General features: G+C 75.0%; 21 protein-coding genes. 13 read left to right on the forward strand and 8 right to left on the reverse strand.

Translation table 11 applies throughout. The features are described from left to right. Positions 1-34: 34 nt before the first annotated feature. Positions 35-682, reverse strand: a complete 648-nt coding sequence (locus AB0B83_RS19950) for a copper resistance protein CopC (RefSeq protein WP_357579439.1) — start codon at positions 680-682, stop codon at positions 35-37. A gap of 222 nt (positions 683-904) precedes the next feature. Here AB0B83_RS19950 and AB0B83_RS19955 point away from each other — a divergent pair, with 222 nt between their 5' ends. Continuing rightward, positions 905-1,555, forward strand: a complete 651-nt coding sequence (locus AB0B83_RS19955; protein ID WP_357579440.1) for a hypothetical protein — start codon at positions 905-907, stop codon at positions 1,553-1,555. A 43-nt stretch (positions 1,556-1,598) separates the two neighbouring features. Here the strand turns inward: AB0B83_RS19955 and AB0B83_RS19960 are convergent, their stop codons facing one another. Both AB0B83_RS19960 and AB0B83_RS19965 read right to left on the reverse strand, forming a co-directional pair. Next, the gene (locus tag AB0B83_RS19960) at positions 1,599-2,525 is read right to left on the reverse strand and encodes an NADP-dependent oxidoreductase (protein ID WP_357579441.1); all 927 of its coding nucleotides are present in this window, start codon (positions 2,523-2,525) and stop codon (positions 1,599-1,601) included. Positions 2,526-2,561: 36 nt separating this feature from the next. Then, complete coding sequence (locus tag AB0B83_RS19965) at positions 2,562-2,900, reverse strand: hypothetical protein (RefSeq protein WP_357579442.1); 339 nt, start codon at positions 2,898-2,900, stop codon at positions 2,562-2,564. Positions 2,901-3,125: 225 nt separating this feature from the next. Here AB0B83_RS19965 and AB0B83_RS19970 point away from each other — a divergent pair, with 225 nt between their 5' ends. The 8 genes from AB0B83_RS19970 (at position 3,126) to AB0B83_RS20005 (ending at position 11,746) form a co-directional block, all read left to right on the forward strand. Further along, complete coding sequence (locus AB0B83_RS19970; protein ID WP_357579443.1) at positions 3,126-4,316, forward strand: histidine kinase; 1,191 nt, start codon at positions 3,126-3,128, stop codon at positions 4,314-4,316. 16 nt (positions 4,317-4,332) lie between these two features. Then, complete coding sequence (locus AB0B83_RS19975; protein WP_357579444.1) at positions 4,333-5,001, forward strand: response regulator transcription factor; 669 nt, start codon at positions 4,333-4,335, stop codon at positions 4,999-5,001. A gap of 175 nt (positions 5,002-5,176) precedes the next feature. Continuing rightward, a complete protein-coding gene (locus tag AB0B83_RS19980; RefSeq protein ID WP_357579445.1) occupies positions 5,177-6,433 on the forward strand; it encodes a helix-turn-helix domain-containing protein in 1,257 nt (418 codons plus the stop codon). Positions 6,434-6,511: 78 nt separating this feature from the next. Continuing rightward, positions 6,512-7,681 carry an acyltransferase domain-containing protein gene (locus AB0B83_RS19985; RefSeq protein ID WP_357579446.1) on the forward strand — a complete coding sequence of 390 codons (1,170 nt, stop codon included), beginning with the start codon at positions 6,512-6,514 and terminating at the stop codon, positions 7,679-7,681. Positions 7,682-7,799: 118 nt separating this feature from the next. Next, a complete protein-coding gene (locus AB0B83_RS19990) occupies positions 7,800-8,744 on the forward strand; it encodes a beta-ketoacyl-ACP synthase III (RefSeq protein ID WP_311411918.1) in 945 nt (314 codons plus the stop codon). 83 nt (positions 8,745-8,827) lie between these two features. Continuing rightward, on the forward strand, positions 8,828-9,067 hold the full coding sequence (locus AB0B83_RS19995) for an acyl carrier protein (RefSeq protein ID WP_007072348.1): 240 nt from the start codon (positions 8,828-8,830) through the stop codon (positions 9,065-9,067). A 2-nt stretch (positions 9,068-9,069) separates the two neighbouring features. After that, positions 9,070-10,296, forward strand: coding sequence for a beta-ketoacyl-ACP synthase II (gene fabF, locus AB0B83_RS20000; protein WP_357579447.1), 1,227 nt, complete (start codon positions 9,070-9,072; stop codon positions 10,294-10,296). A 10-nt stretch (positions 10,297-10,306) separates the two neighbouring features. Further along, on the forward strand, positions 10,307-11,746 hold the full coding sequence (locus AB0B83_RS20005) for a carboxyl transferase domain-containing protein (RefSeq protein ID WP_327029241.1): 1,440 nt from the start codon (positions 10,307-10,309) through the stop codon (positions 11,744-11,746). A gap of 103 nt (positions 11,747-11,849) precedes the next feature. Here AB0B83_RS20005 and AB0B83_RS20010 read toward each other — a convergent pair whose 3' ends face one another. Both AB0B83_RS20010 and AB0B83_RS20015 read right to left on the reverse strand, forming a co-directional pair. Then, positions 11,850-12,068 (reverse strand): hypothetical protein, encoded by a 219-nt coding sequence (locus AB0B83_RS20010; protein WP_151456438.1) that lies wholly within the window; start codon positions 12,066-12,068, stop codon positions 11,850-11,852. 42 nt (positions 12,069-12,110) lie between these two features. After that, positions 12,111-12,701, reverse strand: a complete 591-nt coding sequence (locus AB0B83_RS20015) for a hypothetical protein (RefSeq protein ID WP_357579448.1) — start codon at positions 12,699-12,701, stop codon at positions 12,111-12,113. Between the two features lie 154 nt (positions 12,702-12,855). Between AB0B83_RS20015 and AB0B83_RS20020 the strand changes: the two genes are divergently transcribed. Continuing rightward, positions 12,856-13,506 (forward strand): lipoprotein, encoded by a 651-nt coding sequence (locus AB0B83_RS20020; RefSeq protein ID WP_357579449.1) that lies wholly within the window; start codon positions 12,856-12,858, stop codon positions 13,504-13,506. Between the two features lie 6 nt (positions 13,507-13,512). Here the strand turns inward: AB0B83_RS20020 and AB0B83_RS20025 are convergent, their stop codons facing one another. Continuing rightward, entirely contained in the window at positions 13,513-15,252 is a 1,740-nt protein-coding gene (locus tag AB0B83_RS20025; RefSeq protein ID WP_357579450.1) for a glycoside hydrolase family 3 protein, read from the reverse strand. A 77-nt stretch (positions 15,253-15,329) separates the two neighbouring features. Further along, complete coding sequence (locus tag AB0B83_RS20030) at positions 15,330-15,821, reverse strand: DUF3145 domain-containing protein (protein ID WP_121400330.1); 492 nt, start codon at positions 15,819-15,821, stop codon at positions 15,330-15,332. A gap of 307 nt (positions 15,822-16,128) precedes the next feature. Here AB0B83_RS20030 and AB0B83_RS20035 point away from each other — a divergent pair, with 307 nt between their 5' ends. After that, entirely contained in the window at positions 16,129-16,458 is a 330-nt protein-coding gene (locus tag AB0B83_RS20035) for a hypothetical protein (RefSeq protein ID WP_357579451.1), read from the forward strand. Between the two features lie 64 nt (positions 16,459-16,522). Here AB0B83_RS20035 and AB0B83_RS20040 read toward each other — a convergent pair whose 3' ends face one another. After that, positions 16,523-17,110 (reverse strand): carbonic anhydrase, encoded by a 588-nt coding sequence (locus AB0B83_RS20040; RefSeq protein ID WP_357579452.1) that lies wholly within the window; start codon positions 17,108-17,110, stop codon positions 16,523-16,525. A 147-nt stretch (positions 17,111-17,257) separates the two neighbouring features. On the opposite strand from AB0B83_RS20040, the gene AB0B83_RS20045 reads away from it, so the two are divergent. After that, entirely contained in the window at positions 17,258-18,193 is a 936-nt protein-coding gene (locus tag AB0B83_RS20045) for an alpha/beta hydrolase (protein ID WP_357579453.1), read from the forward strand. 232 nt (positions 18,194-18,425) lie between these two features. Then, positions 18,426-20,543, forward strand: coding sequence for an AAA family ATPase (locus AB0B83_RS20050; RefSeq protein WP_357579454.1), 2,118 nt, complete (start codon positions 18,426-18,428; stop codon positions 20,541-20,543). Positions 20,544-20,559: the final 16 nt, after the last annotated feature.

Raw genomic sequence — 20,559 nt, forward strand, 5'->3', positions numbered from 1 at the left:
GTCCGGGCGCTGAGGCGTCCCGGGCTCGTGCCGGTCAGCGGCGGGCGGAGCGGCGGCGCAGCAGCAGGCCGGCGGCGAGGGCGGCCAGGAGAAGCACGACGCCGAGCGCCCACAGCCAGCCGCGCCCGGCCGCGTCGCCGCTCTCCTTCGCCGCGGGCACCGGGGACCCCGGCGTGCCCGCGCCCGTCGGATCGGGCGCGGCCGAGGTCGGCGCGGCGCCGGACGGAGGCGGTACGGCCGACGCCGGGGCGCTCGGGCCGGCGGTGCCCGCGCCCGTCGGCGACTCGGCGGGGGTGCCGGTGGTCAGGGTGAACCGCACCTCGCCGGAGACCGGGTGCCCGTCGCTGGACGCCAACTGGTAGCCGACGATGTAGAGCCCCGCCCGGCCCGGCTTGAACGGGACGCTCACCCGCGAGCCGGCGAAGGCCGGCGCGCCGCCCAGCGCGGCCACGTTGTCCGGACCGGTCACTGTGATCTTCGTCGTATTCGGGTCCGCCTTCGCCAGGAAACGCAGCTCGATCCGGGACGGCGCCTCGGCCACCCGGGCGCCGTTGCGCGGATCGCTGCCGGTCAGCGAGTTGTGGGCAGCCGCTGGCGCGGCCGGCAACACCAACGACACACCGATCGCCACGCCGACCACCACTGGCCAGGTGAGCGCCACACGTGGGAACCTGCCCCCCATGAACCCCTCCGTAAAGGTACGATCCGCCCGCTGATCCACGGCTACCGTTCATTGGTCGGGCCGGGATCACAGATAGTTCCAATTACTGTTCCACGAGCTGCAACCGATCGACGTTCTGCGCAGTCTTGAGGGTGGCACCCTGCACGGGTTCGGTCACCCCCGTCAGCCAACCAACGCGTGACCTGCAGCAAGCCATCCATCGAACGGGGCGAGGAGGCGGCGATGGTCCGAACGATGCGGCGGCTGGTCGCGGTGTTGGCGGGCGGGCTCGCGGCAGCGGTCCTGTCGCTCGGTCCCGCCGGGACGGCGACGGCGGCGCCGAAGACCCCACCGGCCGGAGTGGAGATCACCGGGCACGGGCTGGCGGAACCGCTGCGGCTGCGCGCGGAGGCCCAGCCCGCGCACGTGGTGGCGATCATCGACCAGGTCAACTTCCTCGGCCGCACGGGGCAGCCCAAGGGCCCGAAGGCGGCCGACCTCGGTCCGAAGTACACCGTCGTGGTGTTCGCCGGTGACGTCGCGAAGCAGACGTACGACCTCTACCCGAAGGCGGTCGGCGGGCCGCGCGTCTTCCGCCCGGCCAAGCAGCCGGACGCCCGCAAGACCGCCGCGGGCTGGTTCCTCGGCCGGCTCAGCATGTCGGAGACCCTCCGCACGGCGGGTGTGCCGCTGGAGCGGCAGTTCGACACCGTCAGCGGGGGCGTCGGCGGCGGCGAGCGGGTCATCCCGGAGGACGCCCTCAACCCGGCGAAGGACATCGACGAGGCGCTCGGCGAGTTGCAGCGGCTGCTGCTGCTCAACGTCGCGGTGGTGCTCGTCATCACGTCGGGGCTCGCCGGGATCGCGCTGCTGGTCCGCCGCCGCACCCGCTGAGCCCGCCGCCGGCGTCCGCCGGACGGCCGACCCCGGGCGGGGGTCAGACCTCCAGGACCACCTTGCCGCGGACGTGCCCCGCCTCCACCAGGCGCTGCGCGTCCGCCGCCTGCGCCAGCGGGAACGTCCGTTCGACGTGGACGGTCAGCCGGCCGGCGTCCACCAGCCCGGCGAGCATGCCCAGGTCCACGGTCGACGGCTTGACGAACAGATAGCTGCCGCCCAGACGGGTGACGTGCTCCGGGTCGGCCGTCGAGATCAGCCGCGCGGGACGGGTGATCAGCTCGGCCGACACGTCGAGCGCGTCGCCGCCGAACAGGTCGAGCACCACGTCCACCCCGTCGGGCGCGACCGCGCGGACCCGGTCGGCCAGCCCGTCGCCGTACGCGACCGGCTCGGCGCCCAGCGACCGGACGAAGTCGTGGTTGGCCGCGCCGGCCGTACCGATCACGCGGTCGGCGCCGAACGCGCGGGCGATCTGCACCGCCAGGTGGCCCACCCCGCCGGACGCCCCGTGCACCAGCACCGTGTCGCCGGCGCCGGTGCGGGCCGACTGGAGCGCCTGGTAGGCCGTGAGGCCCGCCAGGGGCAGGCCGCCCGCCTCGGCCCAGGACGCCCGCACCGGCTTGGCCGCCAGCGTCCGCTCGGGCGCCGGGACGAGTTCGGCGTACGTGCCGTGCTGGATGTGGTCGCGTCGGACGTAGCCGACGACCTCGTCGCCGACGGCGAACCCGGTCACCGCCGGCCCGACCGCCTCGATCACCCCGGCCGCGTCCCAGCCGGGGACGAGCGGGAAGTGACCCGGGATCGCACCGGCCAGGTGCCCCTCGCGCACCTTCCAGTCGACCGGGTTCACCCCGGCCGCCCGGACTCGTACGAGCACCGTGTCCGGGCCGACCGGCGGGTCGGGCAGGTCCCGGAGAGTCAGCAGGTCGGCCGGGCCGTACGTGTCGATCGCGATCGCCTTCACACCGGTCACGCTAGCGGCCGGGCGGCGTCGCCGTGGTCAGCACCAGCGGCGTGGCGGCCGCTCGCGGCGGGTGCCGCGCTGCCGGGGGCGGACCGGGCCGTGCCGGTGCGCGCCGGCCCAGCCGGGCAGGTCACTGCGGCAGCCCGGAGTCACCGCCAACTCGGCCTCGCCGGTCGGAGCCGGTTCCGCGACGCGCTGCCGGGGCACCGTGACGTCGTCCTCGGGGCGCTCGGGCGCGCGGGCCGGGTGCTCCGGCGAGTGGGCCGGGAGCCCTCCGGGCAGCCGGCGGTGCTTTGCTGCCGCCTGCTGCTCGTGGTGGCCCGGCCGGCAGGGCTCGCCCTGGGCGCAGCCGTGCTCGGCCTCCCCGTGCGCCATCCGAGTCTCCTCACGCTCGCCCCGCCCGCCGGGGTCGCTCCGGCGGGCCCTGTCACCGTACTGGCCGGCACCGACGCCCCACCCGACTCCCCCACCGCGCCCGCCCCCTCCCTCGCGATCATGCAGTCGTGGTGGGGATTTCGTACGCCGGTGCAGCTTTCGTCCCCCACCTCGACCGCATGATCGGCGGAAACGGGCGGGATGGGGGTGTGGTGGGATCGGGGGGTGAAGGCGGCGGGGTGGGTGGGGGCCGGGACGGGTGGGCGGGACTTCGTGCTGGCCTGCGCCTCGCTGGTGGGCGGGGTGGTCCTGTACGGGCTGGGCACGCAGCCGCAACTGTCCTGGCACCCGGACCTGCCGGAACCGCTGTTCCTGCTGCCGCTGGCGGTGGTCTGCACGGCGGTGGGCCTGCGCCGGGTCGCCACCCGGGCCAGCCTGGCGCTCGGCACGGTGGCGGTGCTGGCCGACCTCGCGATGGGCGGCTCGCTGGCCACCGTCCTCGTCTACACCCAGGTGCTCTACGACGCCTGCGTGTTCGGTTCGGCCCGGACCTGGCGCCGGCTGCTCCAGGTCACGATCGGGTTGAGCGTCCTCGGCACGGCGGTGGGGGTGCTGCTGAGGGGCGACTGGCGGGGCGTGGGCATCGGGGCGCCCGTGGTGCTGGCCGGGGTGCTGCCGGTGCTCACCGGGATCAGCGTGCGGCAGTACCGGGACCAGGCGGTCGCCGAACGGGCCCGGGCCGAGCAGACGGCCCGGTTGGTGGAGCTGGACCGCCGGCAGGCCGTCGGCGCGGAGCGGGCCCGGATGGCCCGGGAGCTGCACGACGTGATCGCCAACCACCTGAGCGCGGTGGCCATCCACGCCACGGCCGCGCTCTCCGTGCCCGGGCTCGAGCGGTCGCAGGTCGAGTCGGCGCTGCGGGTGATCCGCGAGAGCAGCGTGCAGGGGCTGGGCGAGATGCGGCAGATGATCGGCCTGCTGCGGGAACCGGCGGAGGGCGGGGCGGCCCTCGACGCCACCGACGAGACGACCCGGGCGCGGCTCAGCGAGGTCGACGCTCTCGTGGACCGGGTCCGCGCCGCCGGGCTGACCGTCCGGGCGACCCGGCGCGGCGAGCCCCGCGCGCTGCCGGTCGGGGTGGACCTGGCCGCGTACCGGATCGTGCAGGAGTCGCTGACCAACGCGCTCAAGCACGGCGCCGGCGAGGCCGACCTGCTGGTCGCGTACGAGCCGGCGGGGGTGGTGGTGGGCGTGGAGAACCCGGTCGGCGCCGGCCGGGGCACGCTGACCGGCGCGGGCGCCGGCCTGATCGGGATGCGGGAGCGGGCGGCGCTGCTGAACGGCCGGTTCGCCGCCGGCCCGGCGGGGGGCCGCTGGCGGGTACGGGTGGAGCTGCCGACGGAGGTGGCGCCGTGAGGGGACGGGGCGTGGCATGGCCGAGGTGATCCGGGTGCTGCTCGCCGACGACCAGCCGGCGGTGCGGGCCGGGCTGGCGCTGATCCTGGCCGGGGCGGCCGGCGTCGAGGTGGTGGGCGAGGCCGAGGACGGCGCCGAGGCGGTCCGGCTGTGCCGGGAGCTGCGCCCGGACGTCGCGGTGCTGGACGTGCGGATGCCCCGGCTGGACGGCATCTCGGCCACCCGGGAGATCGCCGCCGACCGGCTCGCCGACGTGCTCGTGCTCACCACCTTCGACGTCGACGAGTACGTCTTCGGGGCGCTGCGGGCCGGCGCGGCGGGCTTCGTCCTCAAGGACATCGACGCGGCGGGGCTGGTGGCGGCGGTGCGGACGGTCGCCCGGGGCGAGGGGTTCATCGCCCCGGCGGTCACCCGCCGCCTGATCACCGAGTTCGCGGCGACCGCCCCCACCAGCTCCGCCGCCACCCGACAGGCGGTGGACGCACTGACCCCCCGGGAGCGCGACGTGCTGGCCTGTCTCGGGCTCGGCCTGTCCAACCAGCAGGTCGCCGACCGGTTGGCGATGGCCGAGAGCACCACCAAGACCCACGTCAGCCGGATCCTCGCCAAGCTGGACCTGCGCAGCCGGGTGCAGGCCGCCATCCTGGCCCAGGAGCTGGGGCTGCCCGTCCCGCCGCCGGCCTGACCCACCGCCACCCGGGGTACGGGCCCGTCACCCGCGCCCGGGCGGGGCCACCCGGGGCCGGGGGCGGTGGGGCAGCCCGGGGCCGGACCACGGCCGGCAGGCCACGGGCGGGCGGCCGGGGCGCGGCGGGCCGCCCGGCGCGGAGGCGCAGGTCGGGGCGTGTCAGGCTGGGGCGGTGAGCGAGCCGGGCGGGACGGAACTGTCGGCCACGCTGCGCCGGATCGAGCGGGCGGCGGGGGCGCTGGCCAGCGCCAGCGTGGCCCGGATGGACGAGGCGCTGCCCTGGTTCCGCGACCTGCCGCCCGACCACCGCTCCTGGGTGATGCTGGTGGCCCAGGCCGGCGCCCGGTCGCTGGTGCAGTGGCTGCGCGACGGCGGCGGCACGGCGGACAGCACCCAGGAGGTCTCGGACGAGGTCTTCGCCACCGCGCCGCAGGCGCTCGCCCGCTCGATCAGCCTCCAGCAGACCGTCGCGCTGGTGAAGGTGATGATCGACGTCGTCGAGGAGCAGGTCTCGCACCTGGCGGCGAAGGGCGAGGAACAGCAGTTGCGCGAGGCGGTGCTGCGGTTCTCCCGGGAGATCGCCTTCGCCGCCGCCCGGGTGTACGCCCGGGCCGCCGAATCGCGCGGTTCCTGGGACGCGCGGTTGCAGGCGTTGCTGGTGGACGCGCTGCTGCGGGGCGACTCGCCGGACGTGCTGGCGAGCCGGGCGGCGGCGCTCGGCTGGGCGGACGCCCCGCCGGTGGCGGTGGCGGTCGGCCGCTCCCCCGGCGGGGAGGTCTCCGCCGTGCTGCACACCGTCCACCGGCAGGCCCGGCGCATCGGCACGGAGGTGATCGGCGGGGTGCACGGCGACCGGCTGGTCATCGTGCTCGGCGGCGCCGCCGACCCGGTCGCGGCCACCGGCAAGCTGCTCGGCGCCTTCGGGGACGGGCCGGTGGTGGTCGGTCCGGCCGTCCCGAGCCTGGACGAGGCGACCGAGTCGGCGCGCGCCGCGCTGGCCGGCTTCCGGGCCGCACCGGCCTGGCCGACCGCGCCCCGGCCGGTGCCGGCGGACGACCTGCTGCCGGAGCGGGCGCTGGCCGGGGACGCGGAGGCGCGCCGGCGGCTGCGGCACGACGTCTACGCCGCGCTGGTGCGGGCCGGCGGGGAACTGCTGGAGACCCTCGACGCCTTCTTCGCGGCCGGCGGCACCCTGGAGAGCGCCGCGCGCTCCCTCTTCGTGCACCCGAACACGGTGCGCTACCGGCTGCGGCGGATCTCCGACGTCACCGGTTTCTCGCCGCTCGCGGCGCGGGACGCCTTCGCGCTCCAGGTGGCCCTCACCGTCGGCCGGCTCGACCCGGTGGTCCCGGTGGTACCAACCCAGACAATAATCCCGAATACCGGTAAAACATCACACACAGGTGATGATCGCCGCCGATTTTTGTAGGAACCCTCCAAAGGTTCTAGTGCGGTTTGGTCGGGGGCGGCACAGCGCTACCCGCGCGTATCCGGGAGAGTCATAGGGGTGCTCGCCGTACTCTCGCCCGGCCAGGGTTCCCAGAAACCCGGCTTCCTGACTCCCTGGCTGGACCTCACCGGCGCCGAAGCACGTCTGCGCTGGTGGTCGGCGCTGGCCGGGGTCGACCTGGTGCACCTCGGCACCGCCGCCGACGCGGACGAGATCAGGGACACCGCGCGGACCCAGCCGCTGCTGGTCGCCGCCGCGCTGCTGGCCGCCGAGCACCTGCCGATGTACGACGTCACGCTCACCGTCGGTCACAGCGTCGGCGAGCTGGGCGCGGCGGCGCTCGCCGGGGTGCTCCCGGCCGAGGCGGCGATCACCCTGGCCGGCGTACGCGGGCGGGAGATGGCCGCGGCCTGCGCCCTGGAGCCGACCGGGATGGCCGCCGTGCTGGGCGGGGACCCCGAGGAGGTGCTCGCCTCGATCGTCGCGCACGGGCTGCACCCGGCCAACCGCAACGGCGCCGGCCAGTTCGTCGCCGCCGGCTCCGTCGAGGGGCTGGAGAAGCTCGCCGCCGAGCCACCGGCGAAGGCCCGGGTGATCCGCCTGAAGGTGGCCGGCGCCTTCCACACGCCGTACATGGCCCCCGCCGAGACGGCACTGGCCGCCGTGGCCGCCGGGATCACCCCGAGCGACCCGGCCCGGATCCTGCTGTCGAACCTCGACGGGGCCGCGGTCAACCACGGGCGCGACATGGTGCAGCGCCTGGTCCGCCAGGTCACCGCGCCGGTGCGCTGGGACCTCTGCATGCGTACCCTGGCCGACCTCGGGGTGACCGGCGTGATCGAGCTGCCCCCGGCCGGCACCCTCGCGGGTCTGGTGAAGCGGGAGCTGAAGGGGGCCGGGGCACCCGAGGTGGTCACCCTCAACACCCCGGACGACCTGCCCGCCGCCCGGGACCTGATCGCCCGGCACGGCATGGCGCCGGGCCACGAGCCGACCATGCACTTCCGCGTGGTGGTGGCCCCGTCGGCCGGCACCTTCGAGCCGGCACGGGAGCTCACCGAGGGTGACACGCTCCGCGCCGGCCAGGTCGTCGGCCACGTGGCCACCCGGCAGGGCCCGGTCGAGGTGACCGCGCACGGCAGCGGCGTACTCACCGAGTGGCTCGCCCACCACGACGACCCGGTCGCGCCGGGCCAACCGCTCGTCCGCATCGGAGGTCACGTGTGAGCGCGAGGAATGAGCCGGTCCTGCGAGTCCCGCAGTCGCGAACGACAAGCGGCCCAGTGAGCGCGAGGAATGAGCCGGTCCTGCGAGTCCCGCAGTCGCGAACGGAAGGACAGCCCTGATGACCGGCAGTCGGATCGTCGCGCTGGGGCACTACCAGCCCTCCCGCGTGGTCACCAACGACGACATCGCCCAGTTGGTCGAGACCAGCGACGAGTGGATCCGGGACCGGGTCGGCATCGTCACCCGGCGGATCGCCGACGGCGAGACGGTCGCCGACATGGCCGCCGCCGCCGCCGGCAAGGCGCTGGCCAACTCCGGGCTCACCGCCGCCGACATCGACCTGGTCGTGGTGGCGACGTGCAGCTCCGCCGACCGCAGCCCGAACGTGGCCTGCCGGGTCGCCGCCAAGCTCGGCATCACCGCGCCCGGGGCGTTCGACCTCAACACGGCCTGCTCCGGGTTCGCGTACGCGCTGGGCACCGTGGACCACGCCATCCGGGCCGGCGCCTCGCGCAACGCCCTGGTCATCGGCGCGGAGAAGCTGTCCGACATCGTCGACTGGACGGACCGCTCCACCTGCATCATCTTCGCCGACGGCGCCGGGGCCGCCGTGGTGTCGGCCGTCGGCGAGGGCGAGCCCGCCGGCGTCGGCCCGGTGGTCTGGGGCTCGGTGCCGGAGAAGGGCGACGCGGTACGCATCGAGGGCTGGCGCCCGTCCATCCAGCAGGAGGGGCAGTCGGTCTTCCGCTGGGCCACCACGGAGCTGGCGCCGCTGGCCCGGCAGGCGTGCGAGCGCGCCGGGGTCGACCCGTCGGAGTTGGCGGCCTTCGTGCCGCACCAGGCCAACGCCCGGATCATCGACGGCATCGCGAAGCGGCTCGGCATCCCGAACGCGATCATCGCCAGGGACATCGTCGAGTCCGGCAACACCTCGGCGGCGAGCGTGCCGCTGGCCCTGTCCAAGCTGGTCGAGCGGCGGGAGGTGCCCTCCGGCGCCCCGGTGCTGCTCTTCGGCTTCGGCGGTGGCCTGACCTACGCCGGTCAGGTCGTCCGCTGCCCCTGAAAGCCCCTCCGGCCGCTGTGCCGGGGAGTGACGGCCGGCGTCGTCGGCCGTCGAATGATCCACGATGAGAGGAACCAACCGCAATGACCCGTGACGAGATCACCGCCGGCCTCGCCGAGATCCTCGAAGAGGTTGCCGGGGTGAACCCGGACGACGTGGCCGAGGGGAAGTCCTTCACCGACGACCTGGACGTCGACTCGCTCTCCATGGTGGAGGTCGTGGTGGCGGCCGAGGAGAAGTTCGGCGTCAAGATCCCGGACAACGAGGTGCAGAACCTGAAGACCGTCGGGGACGCCGTCAGCTACATCGAGGCGCAGTCCTGATCATGGCTCACACCGACGTCGTCGTCACCGGGCTCGGCGCGACCACCCCGCTGGGCGGGGACGTCGCGTCGACCTGGGACGCCATGCTCGCCGGCCGCTCCGGGGTGGGTCCGCTCACCCAGGAGTGGGCCGAGCAACTGCCGGTGCGGATCGCCGCCCGGCTCGCGGTCGAGCCGACCGGCCTGATCGACCGGGTCAAGCTCCGCCGGCTCGACCGTTCCGAGGCGATCGCGATCATCGCGGCGCAGCAGGCCTGGGCGGACTCCGGCCTGGCCGACTCCGGGCTGGACCCGGAGCGGCTGGGCGTCAGCGTCGGCTCCGGCATCGGCGGCGCGCTGACGCTGCTCGCCCAGGACGACATCCTGGAGGCGTCCGGCCCGCGGCGGGTCTCCCCGCACACGATCCCGATGCTGATGCCGAACGGCCCCGCCGCCTGGGTGGGGCTGGAGCTGGGCGCGAAGGCCGGGGTGCACTCGGTGGCCAGCGCCTGCGCGACCGGCGCCGAGGCGATCGCGCTCGGCATGGACATGATCCGTGCCGGCCGGGCCGACGTGGTGGTGGCCGGCGGCACCGAGGCTGTCATCCACCAGCTGCCGATCGCCGGGTTCAGTTCGATGCGGGCGATGTCGACCCGCAACGACGAGCCGGAGCGGGCCTCCCGGCCGTGGGACAAGGGCCGCGACGGCTTCGTGCTGGGTGAGGGCGCGGGCATCGTGGTGCTGGAGCGGGCGGAGCACGCCGCCGCCCGGGGCGCCCGGGTCTACGCCCGGCTGGCCGGCGCCGGACTCACCTCCGACGGCTACGACATCGTCCAGCCACACCCGGAGGGCGAGGGCGCGATCCGGGCGATCGCGAAGGCGATCGCGGACGCGGGCGTCGCCAGGGCGGACATCGTGCACGTCAACGCGCACGCCACGTCGACCCCGGTCGGGGACGTCGCGGAGATCACCGCGCTGCGCGCGGCGCTGGGTGACCACCCGGTGCTGACCTCGACCAAGTCGATGTCCGGTCACCTGCTGGGCGCGGCGGGCGCGCTGGAGTCGATCGCCACCATCCTGGCGATCCGCGACAGCGTCGTACCGCCGACGATCAACCTGGAGGACCCCGACGACGGGCTCAGCCTGGACGTGGCCGCCAACGAGGCGCGCCACATGGACATCCCCGCCGCGCTGAACAACTCGTTCGGCTTCGGCGGGCACAACGTGGCTCTCGTCTTCACGCGGGCCTGAGAGCACAGCCATGGAGGCTCACGTGACCACCACCGCCGTTGGCGTGGACACCTCGTCCGTCGCGGACCATCGGGATCCGGAGGTTCGGCTCCGGGCGTTGTTCGACGCCGGTTCGTTGCGGCTGTCGGTGCCACGGGACACCTCGGGTGTGCTGTGGGCGCGCGGTGAGGTCGAGGGCTCGCCGGTCGTCGCGTACGCCACGGACGCGACGCGGATGGGCGGGGCGATGGGCACCGAGGGGTGCCGGCACGTCGTGGACGCGATCGACACCGCGGTACGGGAGCGGGTGCCGGTGATCGGGTTGTGGCACTCGGGCGGTGCGCGGTTGGCCGAGGGCGTGGTCGCCCTCGACGCGGTGGGTCAGGTGTTCGCGGCGATGGTGCGGGCCTCGGGGCGGGTGCCGCAGATCTCCACGGTGCTGGGCCCGGCGGCCGGTGGCGCCGCGTACGGGCCGGCGCTTACCGACATCGTGGTGATGAGCGGCGCGGGCCGGATCTTCGTGACCGGCCCGGAGGTGGTCCGCAGCGTCACCGGCGAGCAGGTCGACATGGCCCGCCTCGGTGGACCCGAGCCGCACGGCCGCCGCTCCGGGGTGGTCCACGTGACCTGCGCCGACGACGAGACGGCGCTGGCCGAGACGCGCAAGCTCGCCGCGCTGCTCGGCCGGCAGGGGCGCCTGTCGCCCGACGACGTGTCCGCCCAGGACGAGGGGGGACACGACCTGACGGCGAAGATGCCGGTCGAGACGAACCGGGCCTACGACGTCAAGCCGGTGGTGAAGGCGCTGCTGGACGCCCCCGGGGTGGAGCTGCACGCCAAGTGGGCGCCGAACGTGGTGACCACCCTGGGTCGCTTCGCCGGGCGTACCGTCGGGGTCATCGCGAACAACCCGCTGCGCCTGGGCGGCTGCCTGGACGCCTCCAGCGCCGAGAAGGCCGCCCGGTTCGTGCGCATGTGCGACTCCCTCGGCGTGCCGCTGATCGTCCTGGTCGACGTCCCCGGCTACCTGCCCGGCCTGGGCCAGGAGTGGGACGGCGTCGTCCGTCGGGGCGCGAAGCTTTTGCACGCCTTCGCCGAGGCCGTCGTGCCCCGGGTCACCCTGGTCACCCGCAAGGCCTACGGCGGGGCGTACATCGCGATGAACTCCCGCTCCCTGGGCGCCACCGCGGTGTTCGCCTGGCCCAACGCGGAGGTCGCGGTGATGGGCGCCGGCGCCGCCGTCAACATCCTGCACCGCAAGAAGCTCGCCGCCGCCCCGGCCGAGGAGCGCGAGGCGCTGCGCGCGCAGCTCGTCGAGGAGCAGACCCGCATCGCCGGTGGCGTCAACCGGGCCCTGGAGATCGGCGTCGTCGACGACGTGATCACCCCGGCCGAGACCCGCCGCCGCATCGCCGAAGCCCTCGCCGCCGCCCCGGCGGCCCGGGGCGCGCACGGCAACATCCCGCTGTAAGCCTTCCACGGCACCCGTGCCGCCACCGCGTGACGGCCGCGCCGGGGCCGCGTACCACCGCCAGGGCCCGCGCTCAGCACGAGCGCGGGCCCTGGCGCGTCGTTCAGCCCCGGTTGCGGGGGTGCTGGCGGGCGGTCCGCTCGTTGCCCCGGCGGTAGTTGCCGGTCCACCGGGCCATCACGAGCTGCGGGTCGCCGTCGACCTCGGCGAGGAACTCCGCCGCCCGGCCGCCGCGCAGGGTGCCCGCCGCCCGGCCGTGGTGGGTGATCACCACCGTGCCGTCCGGCCGCTCGACGTACGCGAAACCCTCTGCTGTCCCCATGGGCGCACAGGGTGCCATGCTCGGCGGTCGACCGCGAACGGGTTACCGGGTCGGCCCTTCCCGGGCGGCAGCGCGCGGGCGGGTACGTGCACGTTCTTCGACCTCTGCGAACGTCGCGACCTGGTCGCACTCCTCGGGTGTCAGTTTGTTGATCAACGCCTTGCCTGCTTGGGCCTGCGCGGTGGTGGGCAGGTCACCGGCGACGAGTGAGGGCAGGACCAGTTCGTAGCCGACCCTCGCCCGCGCGCTGTACCGCGTGCGGCTGCGGGCGACGGCGAAGCTGACGCGGATGGCGTGCTCGTTTCCGGGCGGCACGTTCGGCCGGTCCACCTCCCGGGCGGCGAAGCGCACCTCGTGGTGGTAGGCGCACCGCTGGCAGGTAGCCGGTCCTCTCGTCAGCGTGGATCGGCACTGCGGGCACGTCAGCCGATCGAGGGCGGCATCGACGACGCGCCAGTCATGCTCCGCGGGAGCATCGACGACGAGCCAGCCCAACGCCGTCTCCTCTGGCGAACCGCGGGCGACCTCCCACTCGCCGAGCAGGCGCGCCCAGGCCAGGTCGAGTTCCGCCTCGATCTCACCGATGGCCCGGGCCAGGGACGGGCTGCGCCACGCCCGCACGGTGTCAGCCATGAGTCGAGCATCGCCCATCGGCGGACGCGGCGACACCGGGTTTGCCGTGGCCGGCCGCCGCCCTGCCGCACGGCTGCCGGCTCGACCGGATTGACGCCGCCGCCCCGCGCCGCTTTGATGAGCCGGCTCTCGTCGTCAACGGGGAATGGACACCATGCAACGTCGTACCCGCGCCGCCGTGCTCGCGGCGCTCACCATCGGACTGACCGGCGGCTGCGCCGACGGGAAGGAGGCACCGTCCGCCGGTGGCTCCCCTTCGGCCTCGCCCAGCGTCACCGCCTCCCCGGTGACCCCCGGCCCGCCCTGGCACGACGAGGTGGTGGCGGCTCCCGCGGGGACCACGGTGGGCGGCAAGGGCACGCCCTGCGAGCTGCCGGTCACCTTCTCGGTGCCGGCGAGGTGGAAGGTCGAGGCGGTGAAGGGTTCGGCGAAGTTCGGCGAGCCCCGCCTCGGCAAGGCCCTCATGCTGTGCGAGATCGACGCCCGGCCGACCGGCTCCACCGGGTTCCTGCGGGTGTGGCGGGTCGACGGCGTCGCCGGCGGCGCACAGGAGCACCTGAAGCACTTCCTCGACGCCTACGCGCCGGAGGCCGCGGACGCGGAGTACCGGCGGGTGAAGGCCGGCACCGTCGACGCCGTCGAGGCGAGCTACCCCAAGGAGGACGGCGGCACGGTCCACGACCGGGCCATCGCGATCTCCTCCCTCTACGGTCCGATCGTGCTGAGCCTGGACACCTCGGACCCCGTGGAGCTGCTGCCGGCGTACCAGCTGATCAAGCAGTCGGCCCGGATCAACCGGGACTGACGCGGCTCAGGCCCCGCAGGTCGTGGCGGGCAGGCCGGTCACCGGCACCGGGGACCGGCCGCCCGGTCGGGTCTTGCCGGCCAGCACCCCGGCGAGGGCGGTCATCGACACCCGGCTGGAGGAGTAGGTCGCCAGGAGGGTGGGCGACTTGGCCTTCGCCAGCACGTACGGGGTGTCCATGGCGACCGTGACGGCGGCGTCGGCGCGCAGGTCGCCGGCGCCGTCGCCGTACCCGACGAGGTGCACCACCGTGCCGCCGCCGGCCACCACCTTCACCCCGGCCGCCTTGAGCGCCTCGGTCAGGGCCGCCCGCGTGTGCTCGCGCCCGCCGGAGGCGGTCACGGTCACGGGCCCCCGTACGCCGCCGCCGCAGGCGCCCCGCAGCACCGTCACCGCCGCCGCGGCCAGGTCCTCCGCCGCCTTGCGGTGCGCCGGGCCGGCCAGCGTGGACAGCTCGGGCGTGGGCCGGTCGGCCAGCTTGAACTTCATCGTCAGCACCCGGGTCGCGGCCTCGACGAGGCGGGTCCGGGGCAGCGACTTGTCGCGGAGCGCGGCGAGCACCCCGTCGTACGCCTGGCGGACGTTCGGCGGCATGAGGATGAGGTCGTTGCCCGCCTTCAGCGCGCGCACGGCGGCCTCGCCCGGCGACCAGCGCTTGGCCGGCGGCATGTTCATCCCGTCGGTGATCACCACGCCCTGGAAGCCGAGCTGGCCGCGGAGCACGTCGGTGAGCAGCTTGTGCGAGAAGGTCGCCGCGGTGCCCGGGTCCACCGACCGCGCGTCGAGGTGGGCGGACATCACGGCCATCGTGCCCGCGTCGATGGCGGCGGAGAAGGGCGGCCACGCCCCGGTCTCCAGCGTCCGGCGGGGCTGGCCGAGCACCGGCAGTCCCTCGTGGGAGTCGGCGGCGCTGTGCCCGTGCCCCGGGAAGTGCTTGACGGTGGCCGCGACGCCCGCGGCCTGCAGGCCCCGGACCGCGCCCGCGACCTGCCCCGCCGTCACCTTCGGGTCCGCACCGTACGACCGGGAGCCGATCACGGTGCTGCGGGTGGCGAGCACGTCGGCGACGGGGGCGAAGTCGAGGTTGATCCCCATCGCGGCGAGTTCGGTGCCGGCCGCCCGCCAGGCGGCCTCGGTCAGCTCCGGTCGTCCGGCGGCGCCAGCGGCGAGGGCGCTGGGCAGCAGGGTCACGCCGTCGGTGATCCGGGTGACCACGCCGTGCTCCTGGTCGGTGCCGATCAGGAAGGGCGCCGGCCCGGCGGGCAGCCGACCGGCGGCCGCGCGCAGGCCGTCGGTGAGCGCGCGTACCTGCTTCGGGTTGTCGACGTTTGTCGTCTCCTGGTTGCCCTTGGTCGGGTCGTCGGCGCTGAAGCCGACCAGGATCAGCCCGCCGAGCCGGTACTTCTCGACCATCTGGGCGGGGGTGTCCACCCCGGCCAGCGCCTGGTTGCCAGCCGCCGAGCCGGGCGAGACCCGGGTGGCCGCGTCGCCGTAGGCGTACGGCATCAGCACCTGGCCGACGAGGTCCTCGTCGGCGAGCGAGGCCACGAGGGCGGCGGCGCGGGCGGCGGGGTCGGTGCCGGGGACGCTCGCGGCGGGTGCCGGGGTGGCCGTCGGGGCGGCGGCGCTCGTCGGGGCCGGGTCGGGGCGGCGGTCCGCCGGCCCGGAGCACCCGGAGACGAGCAGTGCGGTCAGGGCGGCGAGCGCGACGCCGGCACGTCGCGGGGTAGTCGACACGCGGCCCATCCCACCAGTTCACCCCTTATCGGGGCAACTTGACCTTCACCCGCCAGGATGAGTCGGCCCCGGTCCGGGCCCCGGCGTCAGCCGACGCGGGTGAGCAGGGTCACCGGCGCGCCGTCGCCGGCGTACCGGTAGGGCTCCAGCTCGGCGTCCCACGCCGTGCCGAGCGCCTTGTCGAGGGCGTGCGCGAGGGCCTCGGGCGCCCGCGCGCCGGCCATGATGCTGCGCAGGCGGTCCTCGCCGAGCTGGATGTCGCCGGCAGCGCCGACGCTCGCCCGGAACAGGCCCCGTCCGGGCACGTACATGAAGCGCTCGCCGTCGGCGCCGGGGCTTGGTTCCTCGGTGACCTCGAAACGGATCATGGGCCACTGCCGGAGGGCAGCAGCCAGCTCGGCGCCCGTCCCCGGGCGACCGGTCCACCCGCACTCGGCCCGGCGTGCGCCGGGGTCGACGGGCTGAGCCGTCCACTGCAGGTTGACCGGCGCGGCGAGGACGCGCGCGATCGCCCACTCGACGTGTGAGCACACGGCGAGCGGGGTCGAATGGACGTATACGACGCCACGCGTTGGCACGGTGACCTCCCGGAGAGCGAGGTGCGTCTTCCCCTACGACCTCGACCACCCGAGTGGTTGCTGGAACACATGATGACTGGTGTGACGGATGATGCGCCAGGGAATCGGAAAATTCGCGGGTCGGAATAGTCGGACGAGCACCCCGGTTGACCCCTCACGACGCGATGACCAGCCAGGGACCGTGGTCGTGTACAGTTCCATCGGCGGCCTGTGCCGCGCACATCTTCCGCGGGCCCACCCACCAGGGTGTCGTCCGCACAGCCCCCGGACGTTCCGTCCTCCCGTACGTCTTGCAAGGAGTACCTCCGTGGCGAGCAACACCTCTAAGACCGCGCGCGCGTCAGTCCGGGCCGGCCAGGCTGGCCAGGGTGGCGCCCTCAGCGTGCTGGGCGAGTTCAAGTACCTCATCCCGCTCAACGGCGGCAAGCACGCCTACGTGCGGAACCTGACCAACGGCAAGACCGCGCACCTGCGCACCGACTCCGAGGCCTTCGTCGAGGAGATCCGGGTGCTGGCCGCCGCCGGCCACGCCGCGAAGATCCGCGCCGAGCTCAACAACCTCAACACCACCCACCCGGGTGACGGCTGGGACGCCACCGAGAAGCGCCTCGTCGAGGCCGGCGTCTTCGAGGGCTGACCCTCCCCCACCCACGCGACACCCGAACCGCCCGCCGGGACGACCCCCGGCGGGCGGTTCTTCCTTACGTCTCCAGCAGGGTGACCTCGCCGGTCGTCAGGTCGTAGAGGGCGCCGGCCACCGTAAGCCGGCCGGCGGCGACCGGGACGGCGAGCCGGTCGTCGGCGCGCAGGGCGGCGACCGTACGGAGCACGTGCCGGCGGACCGCCATCGGGTGCACCCGGGGGTCGTCGACGCCCACCTCGGTCACCGCCGGGGCGATCTGGTCGACGAGGTGGGCAAGCGCGCCGCCCGGCGACCGTCCGCCACGCAACGCGTCCACGGCGGAGGCCACCGCGCCGCACCGCTCGTGCCCGAGCACCATCACCAGCGGCACGCCCAGCTCACCGACCACGTACTCGATGGAGCCGAGCACCGCCCGGTCCAGTACGTGCCCACCGGTGCGGATCACGCAGATCGAGCCGAAGGTCTGGTCGAAGATCGCCTCCAGGGGCACCCGCGAGTCGATGCAGCCGAGCAGGACCGCGTACGGCTGCTGGTCGCCCGAGGCCGCAGCGGCGGCGGTGACGTCGTGGCCGTGCACCGGCTGGCCGCTGACGAAGCGGCGGTTGCCGGCGAGCAGCTCGGCCAGCGCGGCCCGGGGCGACCCCATGCCCCCAGCTTGGCGGGCCCGCCGGCCGCCCGGAGCGGGTTGCGAACCTTCTCACCGACATGGTTGCCGTGGTCTCATGACGGGTAGCCGGTGTTACCACCGGGTATCCCCGGTGTTGCGGTTCCGTGCGGCCCTGGGGAGGTGACGATGCCGGAGCACGTCGAGGTGCGTCTTCCCGACGACGTACGCCTGCACGTCGAGGCGATTGGACCGGCCGACGCCGAGGTCACCGTCGTGCTGCTGCACGGCTGGACGCTGGACGGGCGGGCCTGGCACCGGCAGCTCGCCGACCTGCGGCAACGCTTCGGCGACGCGGTGCGGGTGGTGACCTACGACGCCCGCGGCCACGGCCGGTCGAGTTGCATGGCGCTGCCCACCGCCACCGTGGCCCAGCTCGGCGACGACCTCGCCGCGGTGCTGGACGAGGTGGCCCCGGCCGGTCGTGTCGTGCTGGTGGGCCACTCGATGGGCGGCATGACGATCATGGAGTACGCGCACCGCCACCCCGCGCACTTCGCCGCCCGGACGGCCGGGCTGGTCTTCGTCTCCACCACCGCCGAGGGCCACACGCACACGGCGTACGGCCTCTCGCCCCGGATCGCCCGGCTGATCCGGCTCGCCGAGACCACGGGGGCCGGCGTGCTGGCCCGGTGCGGGGCCTGGCGACCGCCCCGGGCGCTGCTGCGCGCGCTGCGCCCCAGCATCCGCTGGATGCTCTTCGGCGACCGCTGCGACCCGCACGACATCCGGCTGGTCACCTCGGCGGTGGCCCGCGCCACTCTCCGCTCGATCGGCGGGTTCCGCGCGTCCATCGGGGCGCAGCACCGGCTGGACACCCTCGCCGCGCTGGCCCACCTGCCGGCCGCCGCCCTGGTCGGCGACCGGGACCGGCTCACCCCGCCGCCCTGCGCCGAGTCGATCGCCGGCGCGCTGCCGGCGACGGAACTGACCGTCTGCCCGGGTGCCGGGCACATGCTGATGATGGAACGCCCCGACGAGGTCAACGCGGCGCTCGGCGGCGTGCTCCGTCGCGTGCTCACCGCCCCCGGCGCGGGCGCCACCGCCGCCGCCCGCGCGGACTGAACCGGGCCCGGCGGGAAGCTCCACGCGGACTGAACCGGGCCCGGCGGGGAGCGCGACGCGGACTGGACCGGGCCCGGCGGGGAGCGCGACGCGGTCCCTGCGGGCGTGACGCGGGTTCCTTTCCCGCACCGGTGGCGCCGCTGGTTGCGTGCGGGCCGTACCCTCTTGCGGTTGGCCTGGCGCGGTTCGCACGGTTCGCGCCGCCCGCCGCCGACGTCAGGAGGAGCGAGCGGTGACCGACCAGACCACCCTGGAACAGGAGATGGCCGTCGAGCAGCGGCATCTCGACCGGGTGTACGCCCGACTGGCCGAGCTGCGCCGGTCGGCGGTCAGCGCCGAGAAGGAGGGCTACCGGCTCGCCCGGGTGGGCAACTTCGGGGCGCTGGTCGAACGGGACGCGATGGTGTTCCACGCCGCACGGCGGCGGCACATGCTGGACGCCGAGCACGAGGGCCTGGTCTTCGGCCGGCTGGACCTGCTCGACCGGCAGGTGCTGCACGTCGGGCGGCTCGGCATCCGCGACGACGACGCGTCCACGCTGGTCGTCGACTGGCGGGCCCCGGCCGCCGCCGCCTTCTACCAGGCCACCCCCGCGCAGCCGCTGGGCGTGGTGCGGCGGCGCACGATCCAGTCCTCCGCCGAGCGGGTCACCCGGATCGAGGACGACCTGCTCGATCCCGTCGCCGCGCCCGTCGACATGGCGGTGGTCGGCGACGGCGCGCTGCTGGCCACGCTGTCGAAGGCCACCGGCCGGGGGATGCGGGACATCGTCGCCACCATCCAGCAGGAGCAGGACGAGGCCATCCGTTCCCCCGGCTCGGGCGTGACGATCGTGTCCGGCGGCCCGGGCACCGGGAAGACGGCCGTCGCCCTGCACCGGGCCGCGTACCTGCTCTATTCCGACCGCAGCCGGTTCGCCGGCGGCGGCATCCTGGTGGTGGGCCCGTCGTCGGTCTTCGTCGAGTACATCGCCTCGGTGCTGCCCTCGCTCGGCGAGGACACCGCCACCCTGCACTCGCTGGGCACGCTCTTCGCGGGCCTGACCGCCACCCGCACCGATCCGCCGGCGGTGGCGGCGGTGAAGGGCTCGCTGCGGATGCGGCGGGTGCTGGAGCGGGCGGTCCGGGACGCGGTGCCGGGCGGCCCGACCGAGCTGCGCCTGCTCTACCGGGGCGAGCTGCTCCGGCTGGAGCGCCGCGAGCTGGACGGCATCCGGGACCGGGCGATGCCCCGGGGCGCCCGCCGCAACGAGGTGCGCCGGGCCGGCTTCGACGGGGTCTTCGCGGCGCTGTGGGCGCAGGCCCGCAGGCTGGGCGTGGGCCGGCTGCCCGAGCAGCGCGCGTTCGAGGACGAGATCGCCGAGCGGCCGGAGTTCCGGGAGTTCCTGAAGGCGTGGTGGCCCCGGCTGCACCCCCGGCACGTGCTGGGCTGGCTGGCCCGTCCGGACCGGCTGCACCGCTACGCCGAGGGGATCCTGTCCCGCGCCGAGATCCGGCTGCTGACCGACGCGTACCGCAGCCTCGACGCCGCCGGGCTGACGATCGCCGACATCGCGCTGCTCGACGAGCTGGACGCGCTGCTCGGCAAGCCGATGAAGCCCGCCCGGGCGAAGCGGGACCCGTTCCAGCTGGCCGGCGGGGTCCGCGAGCTGAGCACCTTCGCCGACCGGCAGCGCGCCGCCCGCGAGGCGGCGCGGGAACGCCCGGACGACTACCGGGAGTACGCGCACGTGGTGGTCGACGAGTCGCAGGACGTCTCGCCGATGCAGTGGCGCATGATCGGCCGGCGGGGCCGGCTGGCCTCGTGGACGGTGGTGGGCGATCCGGCGCAGACGGCGTGGACGGGGGAGCCCGAGGAGCTGAACCGGGCCCGGGACCAGGCGTTGGGCCGGCGCAAGCGGCACCACTTCACCCTCACCACGAACTACCGCAACTCGGCGGAGATCTTCGCGGTGGCGGCGGCCGAGATCCGCCGGCTGCACCCGGACCTGCCGCTGCCCCGGGCGGTGCGCTCCACCGGCGTCGACCCGGTCGCGCTGTCGGTGCCGCCGGCGGAGCTGGAGGCCGCGGTGGTGGCGGCGGCCGGCGCGCTGCTCGCCGACGTGGAGGGCACGGTCGGGGTGATCATGCCGGTGCCGCGCCGCGACGAGGTTGCCGGCTGGCTGGGCGGGCTCGGCGCGCCGCGTTTGCAGGTGGTGACCAGCCTGGAGGCCAAGGGCATGGAGTACGACGGGGTCGTCCTCGTCGCCCCGGGCGAGATCCGGGCCGACCCGGGGTCGGGGGTGCGGACGCTCTACGTGGCGCTGTCCCGGGCCACCCAGCGGCTGACCACCGTCGACCCGATCGGCTGAGCCGCCGTTACTTGCA

The organism is Micromonospora sp. NPDC049060, from assembly GCF_040649055.1.
Taxonomy (GTDB): Bacteria; Actinomycetota; Actinomycetes; order Mycobacteriales; family Micromonosporaceae; genus Micromonospora; species Micromonospora reichwaldensis.